Source organism: Nocardioides bizhenqiangii, assembly GCF_034661235.1.
Lineage (GTDB): Bacteria > Actinomycetota > Actinomycetes > Propionibacteriales > Nocardioidaceae > Nocardioides > Nocardioides bizhenqiangii.
Map to the genome: position 1 here is coordinate 1299314 of NZ_CP141059.1, position 16262 is coordinate 1315575.

General features: G+C 69.9%; 11 protein-coding genes. 8 read left to right on the forward strand and 3 right to left on the reverse strand.

What is annotated here, in order from left to right; genetic code table 11:
* Positions 1-23 precede the first annotated feature (23 nt).
* Together pruA and SHK19_RS06435 are read left to right on the forward strand one after the other, a co-directional pair.
* On the forward strand, positions 24-1652 hold the full coding sequence (pruA, locus tag SHK19_RS06430) for an L-glutamate gamma-semialdehyde dehydrogenase (protein ID WP_322457744.1): 1629 nt from the start codon (positions 24-26) through the stop codon (positions 1650-1652).
* A gap of 22 nt (positions 1653-1674) precedes the next feature.
* Positions 1675-1833: a hypothetical protein gene (locus tag SHK19_RS06435; RefSeq protein ID WP_322938151.1), complete on the forward strand. Its 159-nt coding sequence runs from the start codon at positions 1675-1677 to the stop codon at positions 1831-1833.
* Here the strand turns inward: SHK19_RS06435 and SHK19_RS06440 are convergent.
* Together SHK19_RS06440 and SHK19_RS06445 are read right to left on the reverse strand one after the other, a co-directional pair.
* Positions 1830-2315: a DUF2505 domain-containing protein gene (locus SHK19_RS06440; protein WP_322938152.1), complete on the reverse strand. Its 486-nt coding sequence runs from the start codon at positions 2313-2315 to the stop codon at positions 1830-1832. The two genes, SHK19_RS06435 and SHK19_RS06440, sit on opposite strands and share 4 nt — an antisense overlap.
* Positions 2315-2806, reverse strand: coding sequence for a DUF2505 domain-containing protein (locus SHK19_RS06445; protein ID WP_322938153.1), 492 nt, complete (start codon positions 2804-2806; stop codon positions 2315-2317). Before SHK19_RS06445 ends, SHK19_RS06440 begins: the two co-directional genes overlap by 1 nt.
* A 94-nt stretch (positions 2807-2900) precedes the next feature.
* On the opposite strand from SHK19_RS06445, the gene SHK19_RS06450 reads away from it, so the two are divergent.
* From SHK19_RS06450 to SHK19_RS06460, 3 genes are all read left to right on the forward strand, one after another.
* A complete protein-coding gene (locus tag SHK19_RS06450; RefSeq protein WP_322938154.1) occupies positions 2901-7859 on the forward strand; it encodes an NAD-glutamate dehydrogenase in 4959 nt (1652 codons plus the stop codon).
* A gap of 65 nt (positions 7860-7924) precedes the next feature.
* On the forward strand, positions 7925-8473 hold the full coding sequence (locus SHK19_RS06455; RefSeq protein WP_322938155.1) for a SigE family RNA polymerase sigma factor: 549 nt from the start codon (positions 7925-7927) through the stop codon (positions 8471-8473).
* On the forward strand, positions 8473-9564 hold the full coding sequence (locus tag SHK19_RS06460) for a hypothetical protein (protein WP_322938156.1): 1092 nt from the start codon (positions 8473-8475) through the stop codon (positions 9562-9564). Before SHK19_RS06455 ends, SHK19_RS06460 begins: the two co-directional genes overlap by 1 nt.
* A gap of 12 nt (positions 9565-9576) precedes the next feature.
* On the opposite strand, the gene SHK19_RS06465 is transcribed toward SHK19_RS06460, so the two are convergent.
* The gene (locus SHK19_RS06465) at positions 9577-10293 is read right to left on the reverse strand and encodes a CmcI family methyltransferase (RefSeq protein ID WP_322938157.1); all 717 of its coding nucleotides are present in this window, start codon (positions 10291-10293) and stop codon (positions 9577-9579) included.
* An 81-nt stretch (positions 10294-10374) separates the two neighbouring features.
* On the opposite strand from SHK19_RS06465, the gene SHK19_RS06470 reads away from it, so the two are divergent.
* The 3 genes from SHK19_RS06470 to SHK19_RS06480 all read left to right on the forward strand — a co-directional run bounded on the left by SHK19_RS06470 (position 10375) and on the right by SHK19_RS06480 (position 16212).
* Positions 10375-12204 carry an ABC transporter ATP-binding protein gene (locus SHK19_RS06470; protein WP_322938158.1) on the forward strand — a complete coding sequence of 610 codons (1830 nt, stop codon included), beginning with the start codon at positions 10375-10377 and terminating at the stop codon, positions 12202-12204.
* Positions 12201-14021, forward strand: a complete 1821-nt coding sequence (locus SHK19_RS06475; RefSeq protein ID WP_322938159.1) for an ABC transporter ATP-binding protein — start codon at positions 12201-12203, stop codon at positions 14019-14021. Before SHK19_RS06470 ends, SHK19_RS06475 begins: the two co-directional genes overlap by 4 nt.
* A 109-nt stretch (positions 14022-14130) precedes the next feature.
* The gene (locus SHK19_RS06480) at positions 14131-16212 is read left to right on the forward strand and encodes a cation:proton antiporter (protein ID WP_322938160.1); all 2082 of its coding nucleotides are present in this window, start codon (positions 14131-14133) and stop codon (positions 16210-16212) included.
* Positions 16213-16262 lie beyond the last annotated feature (50 nt).

Sequence of the window (16262 nt, forward strand, 5' to 3'; positions counted from 1 at the left end):
AGTTGTCTGACAACATCGGTCGTATGGACGCCATCACGTTGCCCCCGGCTCCCGTCAACGAGCCGAACCTGACCTACGCGCCCGGCACCCCGGAGCGCGACGCGCTGGCTGCCGAGATCGACCGGCAGCTAGCGACCGAGCACCCGATGGATGCCTACATCGGCGGCGAGTGGGTGGCCGGCGGCGGTGCCGAGATCGCGGTGGTGCAGCCACACGACCACGCACACACGCTCGGCGTGCTCAAGGGTGCGACCCAGGCCGACGCCCAGCGCGCGATCGATGCGGCAACCGATGCTGCTCCGGATTGGCGGGCGATGCCGTTCGACGAGCGGTGCGCGATCATCCTCAAGGCCGCGGAGCTGCTCGCCGGGCCGTGGCGGCAGCGGCTCAATGCCGCGACCGTTCTGGGCCAGTCGAAGACGGCGTTCCAGGCCGAGATCGACGCCGCTTGCGAGCTGATCGACTTCTGGCGGTTCAACGTCCACTACGCCAGGCAGATCCTCGCTGAACAGCCGATCGCGAACAGCCCCGGCATCTGGAACCGCACCGACCACCGTCCGCTCGAGGGCTTCGTCTACGCGATCACGCCGTTCAACTTCACCGCGATCGCGGGCAACCTGCCGACCGCCCCGGCGCTGATGGGCAACACGGTCGTCTGGAAGCCGAGCCCGTCCCAGCAGCACTCGGCCAGCGTGATCATGCAGCTCCTGGTCGAGGCCGGCATGCCGCCGGGCGTCATCAACATGCTGCCCGGCCACGGGATCCCGGTCTCGGAGGTGGCGCTCGCGCATCCCGACCTGGCCGGCATCCACTTCACCGGGTCGACGCCGACCTTCCAGCACCTCTGGCAGACCGTCGGCAGCAACCTGCCCTCGTACAAGACCTATCCGCGGCTGGTCGGCGAGACCGGCGGCAAGGACTTCGTCATCGCCCACCCGAGTGCCGACCCGGCGGTGGTGACCACTGCGCTGATCCGGGGCGCGTTCGAATACTCGGGGCAGAAGTGCTCCGCCGCCTCCCGGGCCTACGTGCCGCGGTCGGTGTGGGAGCGGATGGGCGACGACCTGATCGCCAAGACCGACGCGCTGTCGATGGGCAACCCGACCGACTTCTCGCACTTCCTGGGTGCGGTGATCGACGACCGGGCGTTCAAGAAGCACACGGCCGCGATCGAGCGTGCCAAGGCCACGCCCGGTCTGCAGGTCGTCGCGGGTGGTACGACGGACGACTCGGTCGGCTGGTTCGTGCGGCCCACGATCGTGGTCGGCGAGGACCCGGCCGACGAGGTGTTCTCGACCGAGTACTTCGGCCCGATCCTGTCGGTCCACGTCTACGACGACGCCGACTTCGAGAAGGTCGTGCTGCAGGCCGAGTCCGCATCGCCGTACGCGCTCACCGGGGCGGTCATCGCCCAGGACCGCGAGGCGATCGCGTGGGCCCGGACGGCGCTGCGGTTCGCGGCCGGCAACTTCTACATCAACGACAAGCCCACCGGGGCCGTCGTCGGGCAGCAGCCGTTCGGCGGCGGGCGCGCCTCGGGCACCAACGACAAGGCCGGCGCCGCCAGCAACCTGCTCCGCTGGACCTCCCCGCGGTCGATCAAGGAGACGCTGTCGCCGCCGACCGACCACACCTACCCCTACATGGGCTGAGCCGGCCTGCGAAACTAGGGAGGTGACTCCCTGGCACCTCGGCACCCTCCACCCGGTGGAGCAGGTGCTGACGATCGTGCTGGCGTTCGGCCCGTTCCTCCTGCTGGGAGCAGTGATCGTGGTCCAGCGGCGCAGGGACGCGCGCGAGGATGCCGAGCAGTCCCGGGAGCTGGACTCCTAACGCGCCAGCCAGGCCACGCCGGCGCGGTGCTCGGCGCGGAGTGCACGGCCGAGGTTCTTGCCGATCAGGTCCTCGATCTTGCCGGCGACCAGCGGGATCTTCACGGTGATGTCCATGGTGACCGTCTCGGTCGTCACCCCGTCCGCCTCGGTGAGGACAGCCGTCCCGACCATCTCCCCGGGCTTGCCGGGGATCGTCACGTGGATGTCGCCGTGCTCGAGGCTGGTCCAGGTCTCCGACTGCACGATGTCGACCTCGGAGCCGACGAGCTTCTTCGCGAAGCCAGGCGACCCTTCGGTGGGCTGGCTGTACTCGATGCGCACCTCCAACGGGTCGCCGTGGACGCCCTTGACCGTCACCGCGTACTTGGTCGCCCGCGTCGCGACGCAGACCTCCTCTCGGAACGACTGGTCCGCGAGCATCGCGGCGACGTCGGAGAGCGGGGCCTCGTAGACGAGCTCCTTGACGATCCGGGTGGACATCAGCGACCTCCCTCCAGCCAGGCGACACCAACGGCCTGCTCGATCTCCAGTCCCTTGCGGATGTTGTCGGCCATCAGGTTCTCGAGCTTGCCGCCGACGATCGGCACCTTCACGGTCACCTCCAGGTCGGTCACGTGCCGGGTGGTGGTCCCGTCCGACTCGAGGCTCACGGTTCCGGTCGCCTTGGTCGGCTTGCCCGGCGCGACGATCTCGATCGTCCCCGTCGACGGGGAGGACCAGACCTCGGTCACGATGGCGCGCGTCGTGTCGCCGGCGATCTTCTTCGCGATCGCCGGCAGCCCGGCGGTGTTCTGCACCTGGTCGATGACGACCCGGCTGCCGGTGCCGTCGGGCCCGTCGGGCGTCACCGTCACCGTTGACGACACCACGCCCTGCGCGATGCCGACCTTCTCCCGCCACGTCGGGTCGGTGAGCATCGCGAAGACCTCAGCCGCAGGAGCGTCGTACGTCGTCGTGTGCTGGAACCTCATGGCCACATCCTGTCGCATCGGCCGGGGCTCGTGCGCGCGCCCGTACTTCCGGGCCGCTGTTGTCGCGGCAATCCGCCGGTCCTAATGTGAGTTTGTGTCAACGACGACGCACCACACCGACCGAGACCAGATCTTCGACCAGGCCGCAGAGGTGGCCCGCCACGGCAAGGGTGCCGCGGCGCCGCCGGGCGACGAGCTGGTGCCGCTGCTCACGGCGTACTACCGCCACGTCAGCACCGAGGAGCTGGACGACCGCTCGGACGTCGACGTGTACGGCGCCTACGCGTCGCACCACCACCTCGCTGCCGAGCGGCAGCCCGAGACCACCAAGGTCCGGGTCTACACGCCGACCGTCGCCGAGCACGGCTGGTCGGCGGGCGGTCACTCCGTGGTCGAGGTCGTCACCGACGACATGTCGTTCCTGGTCGACTCGCTGACGATGGAGCTCGCGCGCCAGCACCGCAACGCACACCTGGTGCTGCACCCGACGCTCGACGTCGAGCGCGACGACGCCGGCCGTCTGGTCAACCTCTACCCCGTGTCGACCGGGTCGGCGACGCCGCCCTCGGGGGCGCTGCGCGAGTCGTGGATGCACGTGGAGATCGACCGGCTGGCCGACGACGGCGGCGAGGCCGAGCGGCTGGCGGACGACGTACGACGGGTGCTCGGCGACGTCCGGGCGGCGGTCGACGACTGGTCGGCGATGCAGGAGCAGGCCCGCACGATCGTCGCCGAGCTCGAGGAGAACCCGCCGCCGCTCCCCGAGGCGGAGGTCAGTGAGGGCAAGGCGCTGCTGGAGTGGCTCGCCGAGGAGCACTTCACCTTCCTGGGCTACCGGGAGTACAAGCTGGAGCGGATCCAGTCGAAGTCCGGTGACGGCGCCTCTGACAACGGGGACGACGTCCTCCGGCCCGTGCCGGACAGCGGCCTCGGCATCCTCCGCGGTGGCAGCGCCCCCGACCACAAGTCGTCGTCCTTCAGCCGGCTGTCCGGCGCGGTGAAGGCGAAGGCCCGGGAGAAGAGCCTGCTCGTGCTCGCGAAGGCGAACTCGCGGGCGACCGTCCACCGGCCGGCCTACCTCGACTACGTCGGGGTCAAGGTGTTCGGCGCCGACGGCGAGGTGGTCGGCGAGCGCCGGTTCCTCGGCCTGTTCTCGAGCGCTGCCTACACAGAGTCGGTGCTGCGGGTGCCGCTGCTCCGCGTGAAGGTCGCCGAGGTGCTCGAGGCGACCGGACTCGATCCGCGCAGCCACGACGGCAACGCGCTGCTCGACACCCTCGAGACCTATCCGCGGGACGAGCTGTTCCACACCCCGACGGAGGAGCTGGCGCCGATCGCCGAGGCCGCGATGCAGGCGCGCGAGCGTCGCGCCGTCCGCATGTTCATCCGGCGGGACATCTACGCCCGCTACCTGTCGGTGCTCATCTACCTGCCCCGCGACCGCTACAACACCAGCGTCCGGCAGAAGTTCGTGCGGATCCTCGCCCAGGTCATCGGCGAGGGCAGGATCGATCCCGACTCGATCGAGTTCAACGTCAGCATCAGCGCGTCGACGACCGCACGCGTGCACTTCGTGGTGCGGATGCCGGTGGGGGAGACCGTCCCCGACGACATCGACACCGGGGACCTCGAGCGCCGGCTGATCGACGCCTCGCGGTCGTGGCACGACGACTTCCTGCACGCCGTGACCGCGGAGTACGGCGAGGAGGTCGGTGCGATCCTCGCCCGGCGCTACGTCGATGCGTTCCCCGAGGCCTACAAGGAGGACTTCCCGGCGCGGACCGCCGCCGTCGACCTCGGTCGGCTCGAGGCGATCCACGGCGATGCCGGCATCGACCAAGCGCTCTACTCCGAGCTGGACGCCCCGGAGGGCGAGGCGCGGCTGAAACTCTTCCGTGTCGGGCCGCCGCTGTCGCTGTCCGAGGTGCTGCCGATGCTGTCGTCGATGGGCGTCGAGGTCGTCGACGAGCGGCCCTACGGTCTCGCCGGGCTCGACCGGGTCTCGCACATCTACGACTTCGGTCTCCGGTACGGCGCGCCCCTGCCGGACCAGGCTCGTGAGCTCTTCTCCGACGCGCTGCGAGCGATCTGGGACGGCTACACCGAGACCGACGGGTTCAACAGGCTGGTGCTCAGGGCGTCGCTGACCTGGCGGCAGGCCATGCTGCTGCGGGCCTACGCGAAGTACATGCGGCAGGGGAACTCGCCGTTCGCGATCGACTCGATCGAGGGTGCGCTCGCCGACAACGTCGACCTGGCTCGGATGCTGGTGACCTTCTTCGAGACCCGCTTCGACCCGGATCTCGAGGAGAGGACGAGGGACCAGCGCCAGGAGGAGCTGGGGGCCAAGATCAAGGCCGCGCTCGACGACGTGGTGAGTCTCGACCACGACCGGATCCTGCGCTCCTACCTGACCCACATCCGGGCGACCCTGCGCACCAACTACTTCCAGCGCGCGGGGGAGGGCAAGCGCCCGAAGAACTACCTCTCGCTGAAGATGGAGCCGTCGGCGATCCCCGACCTGCCCGAGCCGCGGCCGAAGTACGAGATCTTCGTCTACTCGCCCCGGGTCGAGGGCGTGCACCTGCGTTTCGGCGCGGTCGCCCGCGGCGGGCTGCGCTGGTCGGACCGGCGCGACGACTTCCGCACCGAGATCCTGGGCCTGGTCAAGGCCCAGATGGTGAAGAACACCGTGATCGTTCCGGTCGGCGCGAAGGGTGGCTTCTACGCCAAGCAGCTCCCCGACCCGGCCGGCGAAGGAGGCCGCGACGCGTGGCTGGCCGAGGGGGTGGAGTGCTACAAGACCTTCATCCGCGGCCTCCTCGACGTCACCGACAACCTGGTGGGCGGCGAGAACGTCCCGCCCGAGCGCGTCGTACGTCGCGACGGGAACGACTCCTACCTCGTCGTCGCCGCCGACAAGGGCACGGCGACTTTCTCCGACATCGCCAACGGCGTCTCGAAGGAGTACGGCTTCTGGCTCGGCGACGCCTTCGCGAGCGGCGGCTCGGTGGGCTACGACCACAAGGCGATGGGCATCACCGCCCGCGGCGCCTGGGTGTCGGTGCGTCGCCACTTCCGCGAGCTCGGCATCGACTGCCAGAACGAGGACATCACCGTAGCCGGTATCGGCGACATGTCGGGCGACGTCTTCGGCAACGGCATGCTCTGCTCGGAGCACATCCGGCTGGTCGCGGCGTTCGACCACCGCGACATCTTCATCGACCCGGAACCCGACGCCGCGACGTCGTACGCCGAGCGCAGGCGGCTGTTCGAGCTGCCGCGCTCGAGCTGGCAGGACTACGACAAGTCGTTGATCTCCGAGGGCGGCGGGGTGTTCCCGCGCTCGGCCAAGTCGATCCCGATCAACCACCAGATCCGCTCGGCGCTCGGCATCCTCCGCCACGTCGACGCGATGACCCCGGCCGAGCTGATGAAGGCCATCCTGCTCGCGCCGGTCGACCTGCTCTGGAACGGTGGCATCGGCACCTACGTCAAGGCCACCGTGGAGACCAACGCCGATGCCGGCGACAAGGCCAACGACGCGATCCGGGTCAACGGCACCGAGCTGCGCGCGCGTGTCGTCGGTGAGGGCGGGAACCTGGGGTGCACCCAGCGCGGCCGGATCGAGTTCGCCCACAACGGGGGCCGGATCAACACCGACTTCATCGACAACTCAGCGGGCGTCGACACGTCGGACCGCGAGGTCAACCTCAAGATCCTGCTCGACCGGGTGGTCGTCGACGGCGACCTGACCGAGAAGCAGCGCAACAAGCTGCTGGCGTCGATGACCGACGAGGTCGCCGACCTGGTGCTCCGCGACAACTACGAGCAGAACCTCGCACTGGCGAACGCCGCGCGGAACGCGCCGTCGCTGCTGCACGTGCACGAGCAGTGGATGAAGCAGCTCGAGAGCGAGAACCGGCTCGACCGCGACCTCGAGGCGCTCCCGTCGAAGGCGGAGGTCAAGCGACGGCTCGAGCAGGGCGGCGCCCTGACCCAGCCCGAGCTGTCGGTCCTGATGGCCTACACCAAGATCGTGCTCGCCGAGGAGCTGCTCGGCTCCGACCTGCCGGAGGACCCCTACTGCGTCCTCGACCTCGTGTCGTACTTCCCGCAGGCGGTGCGAGAGGGCTTCGGCACGCAGATCGAGCAGCACCCGCTGCGTCGCGAGATCATCGTGACCCAGGTCGTCAACGACCTCGTCAACGGCGCCGGCATGACCTACTGGCCGCGATTGACGGGCGAGACCGCGGCGTCGGCTGCCGAGCTGACCCGCGCCAACTTCGTCGCACGCGAGATCTTCGGCTCCCTTCCGCTGCGGGAGGAGCTGGCGACCTACGACAACAAGATCGATGCGGCCGTCCAGACCCGGATGCGGGTCGACATGCGCACCCTCGTGGAGCGGGCCTCCCGGTGGCTGATCACCAACCGCAGGCCACCGCTCGACAGCCAGGCCACCGTCGACCTGTTCGCCGAGCCGGTGCAGGCGACGATGCTCGCCCTGCCGGAGCTGCTCGTCGGCCGGGAGCTCGAGGCCTACGACGCGCGCCGATCCGCACTGGTCGGGCAGGGCGTGCCTGAGGACCTCGCGGCGCGGGTGGCGTCGTACGACGTCGCCTACGCGCTGCTCAACGTCGTCGACATCGCTGAGCGCGACGGCCTGAACCCGCAGGACGTCGCCCGGGTGCACTTCGCGCTCGGTGACCGTCTCGGCATCTCGGTGCTTCAGCAGCGGATCGTCGACCTGCCGCGCGCCGACCAGTGGCAGACGATGGCGCGGGCGGCGCTGCGCGACGACCTGCACGCCGTGCACGCGCAGCTCACCGCGCAGGTGCTGGCCACCACGTCCGCCGACGAGGAGGTCGCCCAGCGCGACGCCCCGGAGGAGCTGCGGGACGAGGCGGTGCGCCGCGTCGCCGAGTGGGAGTCCGCGACCGGCGACGTCGCCGACCGCGCCGTGGAGACCCTCGGCACGATCTGCGCCGACGACGACACCGACCTCGCCCGGGTCTCGGTCGCGCTCCGGGTGGTGCGCGGGCTGCTGGCCTGACGAGATTTCTGCCGGGCCGGGACAACCGGCGGGGCGGTCGTGTCCATCTGAAGGGTATGGACGCGATGACCTCCGCTGCGCCGCCGTCGGCATCATTGCCGACGGAGGTGCTGATGGACCCGGAGCAGGAGTTCACCGATCTGTTCGCCGTGCTCTGGCCACGGTTGTACCGAATGGCCGTCGCGGTTGCCGGTGACGCCGGTGCCGCTGAGGACGCGGTCCAGACCGCCTTCGGCAAGGCGTATGCCTCGTGGTCCCGGGTACGGCGGGCCGACCATGTCGAGGCCTACGTGCGGCGGATGGTCATCAACGAGATCCTCGGAGCGCGCCGGGCCGGTTGGTTCCGGCGCGAGCTGCCGCGCGAGACCGTCGAAACCGGACGCGTGTCGGTGGCGCACGACGACGCCGTCGCGGATCGGGACGCCGTGTGGGCGGCGGTCCGGGCGCTGCCGGTCCGGCAGCGTGCCGTCATCGTGCTCCGCTACTACGAGGACCTGAGCGAGGAGCAGATCGCGGCCGCGCTCGGCTGCTCCCGCGGCACCGTGAAGTCGCAGGCGTCCGCCGCGCTCGCGAACCTCCGCCGGGCAGGCGCCACCACCGAAGGAGACGAATGATGACCATCGACCTGCGCGACCTCCTCGAGGAGCGGATCGACGCCGTGCCGGCGAGCGTTGGTGACCTCGACCGGGTCCGCTCGACCGGCCGCCGGATCCGCGGCCGGCGGCGCGCGGCCCTCGGCGCCGCGGCAGCGGCGTTGGTGCTGGCCGGCGGGACCGCGGTGATCGCCCTGGACGACCGCACGTCAGGAGGCGAGGACTCCGCGCCGGACCAGACCCGATACGCCTCACTCGGCGCACTGGACTTCGCCGACGGCGCCCGGGCGTTCGGCGACGCGAGCCACGTCTACCTCGGCGGCCGCAAGGTTCCCGCTGAGAACCTGCAGTGGCTCGACACCGACGCCGCGGCGACGTCGTACGGCATCGTGTTCTACGACCGCGGTCGTCCGATGCTTCTCGACCCGTCCGGTGAGTTCTCCGCACTCGTCGACGGGCCGCTCGACCAGGCGCCCCGGTTCCACCCCGCTGCCAAGGCCGAGGGTGCGAAACCGATCGTCGCCTGGGCGACGCTCCGCGACGGGCAGGTGACGATCTCGGTCTACGACCTAGTGGCGGGCGACGTCGTCGCGAGCGTGGAGCCCGACTGCGGCCGGTGCGCGGACCTCGTCATCGACGGCATCGACAAGGGCATCGTGTTCGTCCGCACCGGTGGGGGCACCCGCACCTGGGACAGCGCGACGGGCGAGTGGGCGGACTTCGCCGGCCCCCAGACCCGGGTCGCCGACGTCCGGGACGGCGTCGTGCTGTACGACGGGCCGGCCCCCACGGACGTCGGCGACTGGCATCTGGTCGCGGGCGCGATCGACGCCCAGCTCACACTCGACGGTGATCACGTCCTCTACTGGAGCAGCACTCTCGAGCCGACCGCACCCGGCGGCGAGCCGATCGTCCTCGAAAGGGGCGCGGTCGATGGTCAGGGCTACGGCCAGTGGACCATCGACACGGACGGTTCGGTCCTGGTGATCACCGCCGGTCGCGGAGACGACGATGTCGTCTTCGACTGCACTGTCCCGTCAGGGGTGTGCGAGGAGATCCTGACGTTCACCGCCACCGGCGGCGACCCGAAGTTCATCGGCAACGACATGTGACGTCGTGCGCAGCTACCCGGACCACTCGGCGGCGGTCCGGCGCAACCAGCCGTTCGTGCACCAGGTGACGTTGTTGCCGAAGTAGTCGCAGTACTCCTCGTCGACCTCGTAGGTCTCCGGATGCGCGGCGCCGAACTCGTCCATCGCGCGGTTGGGACCGCCGTCGTACTTGTCCTGGTTGTCGAAGGTGTCGCAGACGCCGTCCTCGACCGCCATGTAGTCGCCCTCGACCATGTGCGGCGCGAAGAACTCGAGCACGCCCAGGGTCGTCAGGTAGTGGTGGTCGGCGTCCTCGACCACCAGCCACGGGTGGGGCAGGCCGTCGAGGATGTCCTTGGAGAGGGTCGCACCGAGATCGCGGCCGTCGCCGTGGACGAAGGTGATCCGGGGGTCGTCCGTGACCTCCTCCCGCTGCTCGACGTCGATGCAGTACAGCCGGGTGTCCAGGCCCATGGCCTGCGTCTGGTCGGCGAACCAGAGCGCGCTGCCGCCGAACTTGTAGCCGATCTCGATGATGGTGGCCGGCTTCAGCTCCCAGATCAGCCGCCCGTAGATCGCCAGGTCGAACGGGTTCTTGTTGCACATCACGCCACGCCAGTAGTGGTGCATGGCGCCCCGCTGGATACGACGGAGGGCCGGCACGTCGACGTCGACGATCGGCGATCTCGTCCCGTCGGCGCGCAGTCGGGGCTTGCCGCGCTGGAAGCTCTGGCTCCGGTAGGTCCTCATCGGCGCACACCCTATCCACCTCGCGGGGAGGCGAAATGGATTCGCGGTATGTCGGTCCCGCGACCTAGGGTCGAGGAACCGATGACGACCACCACGCCTCCCGGTCCTGGTCGGTCGGAGCGCGACCCGCTCGGGCCCGATCCGGACAACCCGCCTCCCGCAGGCGTCCACTCCTTGTGGCGCCTGCGGTCCTACCTCCGACCGCACCGCGGCGCGCTGGTGATCATGCTGACGACCGCCCTCGCGGGCATCGGGGTCGCGATCGCGATCCCGCTGGTGATCAAGGCGCTCATCGACGGGCCGATCACGGACGGCGAGATCGACCCGGTGCTCCCGCTCGGCCTGCTCGTCCTCGCCCTCGGCGTGCTCGAGGCGTTCCTCACCTGGTGGCGACGGTGGATCCAGTCCAACGCCGTGCTCAACGTCGAGACCGCGATGCGGCGCGACCTCTACGCCCACCTGCAGGCCCTGCCGATGAGCTTCCACAGCCGGTGGCAGTCCGGCCAGCTGCTGTCGCGCGCCACCACCGACCTGTCGTCGATCCGGCGGTTCTTCGGCTTCGGGATGCTGTTCCTGTTCATCAACATCCTCCAGGTCACCGCGGTGACCGGCGTGCTGCTGGCGATGTACTGGCCGCTCGGACTCGTCGTCGCCTGCACCGCCGCGCCCATCGTGTGGCTCTCGATGCGTTTCGAGAAGGAGTACGTCGTCGTCTCGCGGCGGGTGCAGGACGAGCAGGGCGACCTGGCGACCCGCGCCGAGGAGGCGGCGGTCGCGATCCGGGTGATCAAGTCCTTCGGCCGGAGCCGCTACATCAGCGACCAGTACGAAGCGGCCGCCCGGCAGCTGCACGCGACGTCGATGGACAAGGTCCGGCTCTCGGCCCGGTTCTGGACCTTCCTCGAGGTGATCCCCAACTTCGCGGTGGTCGTCGTCCTGCTGTTCGGGGCGATCGGCGTCGGTCGCGGCGCGCTCACGCCCGGTGAGCTGGTCGCCTTCATCACCCTGATGCTCTCCCTGGTGTGGCCGGTCTCCTCGCTCGGCATCATCCTCGCGATGGCGCAGGAGGCGATGACGTCCGCCGCCCGGATCCTCGAGATCTTCGACACCGAGTCCGACATCGTGAGCGGCACCCGCACCATCGACCGGCCCCGCGGGCACCTCCGCTTCGAGCACGTCGACTTCGCCTACCCGGGAGCGCTCGACGAGCCGGTGCTGCGCGACGTCAACCTCGACATCCGGCCCGGCGAGACCGTCGCCGTGGTGGGCGCCACCGGTTCCGGGAAGTCCAGCCTGACCGCGCTCGTGCCGCGGCTGTTCGACGTGACCGGCGGCGCGGTCAGGATCGACGGCGTCGACGTGCGTGACCTCGACCTCGCCCACCTGCGCCAGCTGGTGGCGACCGCGTTCGACGACCCGACGCTCTTCTCGATGAGCGCGCGCGAGAACCTCACCCTCGGCCGGGACCCCGAGACGAACCCAGCGACCGACGCCGAGGTCGAGGAGGCGCTCGACATCGCCCAGGCCGGCTTCGCCCGGGACCTGCCCTGGGGGCTCGACACCAGGATCGGCGAGCAGGGGATGGCGCTCTCCGGGGGCCAGCGGCAGCGGCTCGCGCTCGCCCGTGCGGTGCTGTCCCGGCCCGCCGTTCTCGTGCTCGACGACACGCTGTCGGCGCTCGACGTCCACACCGAGGCGCTGGTGGAGGAGGCGCTGCGGCGGGTGCTCGTCGACACGACCGGCGTGATCGTCGCCCATCGGGCGTCGACGGTCATGCTCGCCGACCGGGTGGCGCTGCTCCAGGACGGCACGATCACTCACGTGGGCGCGCACCGGGAGCTGCTCGCCACGGTGCCCGCCTACCGCGAGCTGCTCGCCGCCGACCCGTCCCTCGAGGAGGCAGTCTCATGACTGCCACCGACTGGCGCGGCATAGCCAAGGCAGACGACGACGAGCGGATCGAGCGGCTCGAGCGCAAGTTCGTCGGCGGCTCCGGCCAGCTCCTCCGTGAGCTGCTGCGTCCCTACAAGTGGGCGATCTGGGGCCTGGTCGCGATCGTGTTGGTCGAGAACGCCGCCCGGCTCTCGATTCCCTACCTGGTCAAGGAGGGCATCGACACCGGCATCCCGCCGATCCGCGAGAACAACGATCTCGAGCCTCTGTTCGTCATCGTCGGGATCGTGCTGTTCGCGACGGTCACCCAGGCCGTCGCGCGCAACCTGTTCCTCGTCCGGTCCGGCAAGGTCGGCCAGGACGTGCTGTTCGAGGTGCGCCGCCGGGTCTTCCGTCACTTCCAGGCGCTGAGCCCGGCCTTCCACGACGAATACACGTCGGGCCGGGTGATCTCGCGGCAGACGTCCGACGTCGACGCGATCTACGAGATGCTCGAGACCGGCTTCGACGGACTCGTCACGGCCGCGCTCACCCTCGTCGGCACCGCCGGCCTGCTGCTCTTTCTCGACGTCGAGCTCGGCCTGGTCGCACTGTGCTGCGGGCCGTTCCTGTTCTGGATCACCAACTGGTTCCGGAAGTCGTCCGCCAAGAGCTACCGGGTCACCCGCGAGAAGGTCGCGCTCGTCATCGTCCACTTCGTCGAGTCGATGGGCGGGATCCGGGCGGTGCAGGCGTTCCGCCGCGAGCCCCGCAACCAGGAGATCTTCGACGACGTCAACGACCAGTACCGCGCGGCCAACCTCACGGCGTTCCGGCTCGTCGCGTGGTTCATGCCCGGCATCCGGCTGATCGGCAACATCACCATCGCTGTGGTGCTGCTCTACGGCGGCTACCTGGCCTTCCACGGCGAGGTCACCGTCGGCGTGCTGGCAGCGTTCCTGCTCTACCTGCGTCAGTTCTTCGAGCCGATGATGGAGATCTCGCAGTTCTACAACACCTTCCAGTCGGCGTCGGCGGCCCTCGACAAGCTCGCCGGCGTGCTCCGGGAGGAGCCCGGCGTGCCCGAGCCGACCCGGCCGGAGGCGCTGCCGGCCGCCCGCGGCGAGGTGCGCTTCGACCACGTCGACTTCGCCTACGTCGACGACCGGCTGGTCCTCCACGACCTCGACCTGCGGGTGCCGGCCGGTCAGACCCTCGCCGTGGTCGGGACGACCGGCGCCGGCAAGACCACCGTGGCCAAGTTGGCGACCCGCTTCTACGACCCGACCGCCGGCCGGGTCCTCCTCGACGGTGTCGAGCTCCGTGACCTGACGTCCGACGTCCTGCGCCGGGCGGTGGTGATGGTGACCCAGGAGAACTACCTGTTCTCCGGCACCATCGCCGACAACATCAGGTTCGGTCGGCCGGACGCAACGATGGAGCAGGTCGAGGCCGCGACCCGCGCGCTGGGCGCGCACGACTTCATCACCGCGCTGCCCGACGGCTACGAGACCCACGTGGCCAACCAGGGTGGTCGGCTGAGCGCCGGCCAGCGGCAGCTGGTGGCGTTCGCCCGCGCCTTCCTCGCCGACCCGGCGGTGCTGATCCTCGACGAGGCGACCTCGTCACTGGACGTGCCGTCCGAGCGTCTGGTCCAGCAAGCGCTGCGCACGGTTCTCGCCGGCCGCACGGCGGTGATCATCGCCCACCGGCTCTCGACGGTCGAGATCGCCGACCGGGTGATCGTGATGGAGCACGGTCAGATCGTTGAGGACGGCGCGCCGGCAGATCTGATCTCGGCCGGCCACGGCCGGTTCTCCGACCTGCATCAGGCCTGGCTCGACTCGTTGGCGTGACATGTCGACGTCGAGGCCTCGTTCGCGGGACTGATTCGTGGTGATAGCGGCACCGGCGGCGGTCATCTGGCAATAGGCTGACGCGCGCAGACTTCTCCGAGGAGGATCCATGTCCCACGTCATTGCCTGGACTGGTGCGGCGGAGCCGATCGTGACGGCCAAGCTGCTCGACATCGCAGTGATCCTCGGACTGCTGGCGCTGATCATCGTGGTGGCGCGACTTGCCGGCGCCGCCGTCGCGAAGGTCGGGATTCCGCCCGTCGTCGGCGAGATCGCCGCTGGCGTACTGCTCGGGCCGAGCCTGCTCGGCGTGGAGCTCAGTGGCGACCTGTTCCCCGTGGAGCAGCGCGGTTTCCTCGAGGTGCTGGCCAGGGTCGGGCTCGTGCTCTTCATGTTCGTGGTCGGCCTCGAGCTCGACGTGTCACTCGTCAAGGGGCGGGGGAAGGTCGCAGGCTCGGTGTCGGTCTGCTCGATCGTGCTGCCCTTCAGCCTCGGCATCGGCCTGGCCAAGGTATTCGTGGAGACCGAGGCAACCGCGGCCCTCAAGCCGGACGGCGTGGACTTCTGGCCGTTCGCGCTGTTCATGGGCGCCGCGATGTCGATCACGGCCTTCCCGGTGCTCGCGCGGATCCTGACCGACCGGCGCATGCACCGCACCGAGACGGGTGGCCTGGCGCTGGCCTGTGCCGCGACCGACGACATCATCGCCTGGACGCTGCTGGCCGTCGTGCTCGCAACGTCGGGCATCGAGGGCAGCCACGGACACCTGCCCGGTTGGGCGATCTACCTGGCGATCCCGTTCGTGCTCGTTGCGATCTTCGTGGTCCGTCCCGCGCTGACGGTGCTGACGACGGCGTACAAGAAGGCGGGCGAGCTGACCCCGACCATCCTGTCGGTCGTCCTGGTCGGCATGCTGCTGTTCGCGGCCGCCACCGAGGTCATCGGGATCCACTTCATCTTCGGCGCGTTCCTCTTCGGCGCGATCATCCCGCACGAGAACGCCGCGGCGATGCGGCACGAGATCCTGGTCCGGCTCGAGCAGATCGCGGTCATTCTGCTGCTGCCGGTCTTCTTCCTGATCTCCGGTCTCAAGGTCGACATCCAGGGCCTCGGCTCCGAGCACATCATCCCGATGTTCGCGATCCTGGCGGTCGCCATCATCGGCAAGTACGTCGGGGCGTACGTCGGTGCCCGGATCCAGAAGGTTCCACACTGGCAGGCCAGCTCGCTGGGCCTGCTGATGAACACCCGCGGCCTGACCGAGCTGATCATCCTCAACGTCGGCCTCGAGAAGGGCCTGCTGAGCGAGGAGCTGTTCACGCTGATGGTGATCATGGCACTGGTGACCACGGTGATGACCGGTCCGCTCCTCAACTTCACCTATCCACAGCGCCGGGTGGCGCGTGACATCGCGGAGGCCGAGCGGGCCGCGCTCGGCGCCGAGGCGGTCGACCGGATCGTGGTGCTGAGCCGGCCCGGTGCCGTCAACGAGGTGCCGCTCGAGCTCGCCGTCACCATGCTCGCCGGCGCCCGGCCGGCTGAGATCGTCGTCGCCGACCTCCAGCCGCAGGGCCGGCTGCTCGACCTCGGCAGCGGACTGTCCGGCGAGCTCGCCGACATGGCCGCGGCCATGGAGAGCCAGCAGGTGCTGGTGCGCCGCGGCGAGGAGCTCGGCGTCCCGGTCCGGGTGATCGCCCACCCCACCGCCGACGTCGAGGAGGACCTCGTCGAGCTGGTCCGGGTGCTCGCGCCCCAGGGGCTCCTCGCATGGTCCGACGACCCGTCGCTCGACGCCGTGCTCGCGGTGATCGACTGCCCCTCCGCTGTCGTCGCCGAGGGGACCGCGCCGTTCCCGACGGGCGCCGCGGTCTCGGTGGCATGGAGTGCCGACAGCAACGGTGAGGCCGCCGTCGTCCTCGGCGCGCGGCTGGCCGTAGCCCGGCAGGTCGCTCTCCAGCTCCCGACGGACGGTGGTCGTCGGCTCGCCGCCATCCGGGCCGCGCTCGAGGAGCGCGGTGTCAGGGTCGCCGAGCCGGCCGCGCCCGACCCGGACTCAGGCCTGAGTCCCGCCGTGATCGACGTCGCCGGCTACGGCGCGTCCCCGGCCCCGTCGATCGGCGCCAGGAGCGAGCCGGACCCCGTACCGGTCGACTTCGCAGCCGTCGAGCTCGGCGCGACCGCCGAGGTTTGAGCCCAGCCGACCGCGAGACACGAGCGGTCGGCGTCGGGCGAGAAGGTCGA

What these genes read in the sequence shown, in the direction of transcription:
- SHK19_RS06440 (WP_322938152.1), bottom strand. Translation starts at nt 2,315, where the DNA reads ATGTCCACCCGGATCGTCAAGGAGCTCGTCTACGAGGCCCCGCTCTCC.
- pruA (WP_322457744.1), top strand. Translation starts at nt 24, where the DNA reads ATGGACGCCATCACGTTGCCCCCGGCTCCCGTCAACGAGCCGAACCTG.
- SHK19_RS06470 (WP_322938158.1), top strand. Translation starts at nt 10,375, where the DNA reads ATGACGACCACCACGCCTCCCGGTCCTGGTCGGTCGGAGCGCGACCCG.
- SHK19_RS06475 (WP_322938159.1), top strand. Translation starts at nt 12,201, where the DNA reads ATGACTGCCACCGACTGGCGCGGCATAGCCAAGGCAGACGACGACGAG.
- SHK19_RS06445 (WP_322938153.1), bottom strand. Translation starts at nt 2,806, where the DNA reads ATGAGGTTCCAGCACACGACGACGTACGACGCTCCTGCGGCTGAGGTC.
- SHK19_RS06480 (WP_322938160.1), top strand. Translation starts at nt 14,131, where the DNA reads ATGTCCCACGTCATTGCCTGGACTGGTGCGGCGGAGCCGATCGTGACG.
- SHK19_RS06460 (WP_322938156.1), top strand. Translation starts at nt 8,473, where the DNA reads ATGACCATCGACCTGCGCGACCTCCTCGAGGAGCGGATCGACGCCGTG.
- SHK19_RS06455 (WP_322938155.1), top strand. Translation starts at nt 7,925, where the DNA reads ATGACCTCCGCTGCGCCGCCGTCGGCATCATTGCCGACGGAGGTGCTG.
- SHK19_RS06465 (WP_322938157.1), bottom strand. Translation starts at nt 10,293, where the DNA reads ATGAGGACCTACCGGAGCCAGAGCTTCCAGCGCGGCAAGCCCCGACTG.